The sequence below is a fragment of the Streptomyces sp. WM6378 genome (assembly GCF_001279695.1).
Lineage (GTDB): Bacteria > Actinomycetota > Actinomycetes > Streptomycetales > Streptomycetaceae > Streptomyces.
This window is the reverse complement of record NZ_LGDD01000176.1, coordinates 1-473: the sequence shown is the minus strand read 5'-3', so window position 1 is coordinate 473 and position 473 is coordinate 1. Positions and strand designations below refer to the sequence as shown.

General features: G+C 73.4%; 1 protein-coding gene. It reads right to left on the bottom strand.

Annotated elements, in window-relative coordinates; translation table 11 throughout:
- Positions 1-473, bottom strand: a 473-nt coding sequence (locus tag ADK54_RS15735) for a ketoacyl-synthetase C-terminal extension domain-containing protein (RefSeq protein WP_324610157.1), incomplete at both ends; no start/stop codon positions are given.

The following is a 473-nucleotide window of genomic DNA, read 5'->3' as shown; positions in this document are numbered from 1 at the left end:
AACACCGCATCCAACGCCCCCGCAAACACCGGGAACCGGCCGTACAACTCCCGACCCATCCCCACCCGCTGCGCCCCCTGCCCCGAGAACAACACCGCGAGGGAGCGGTCCGCCTCCGCACGGCCCCGGGCCGCCTCGGACAGTTCGCTGTCGGGGCCCTGCGCCAGGAGCACCGCGCGGTGCTCGAAGAGCGACCGGCCCGCGGCGAGCGAACGGCCGACGTCCACCGGTGACAGCGCGCCGCCGTGCGCCGAGATCCGCTCGATCTGGGCCGCCAGGGCCTGTTCGGACTTGGCGGACAGCAACCACGGCACGACGGTCGGCGCCCACTGCGGTTCCGTCGCGGGCTCTTTGGCCTGCTCCGCCTGTTCGATGATGACGTGGGCATTGGTGCCGCTGATGCCGAACGACGACACCCCCGCCCGCCACGGCCGGTCGGCCCTGGGCCACTCCCGGGACTCCGCCAGCAGCTC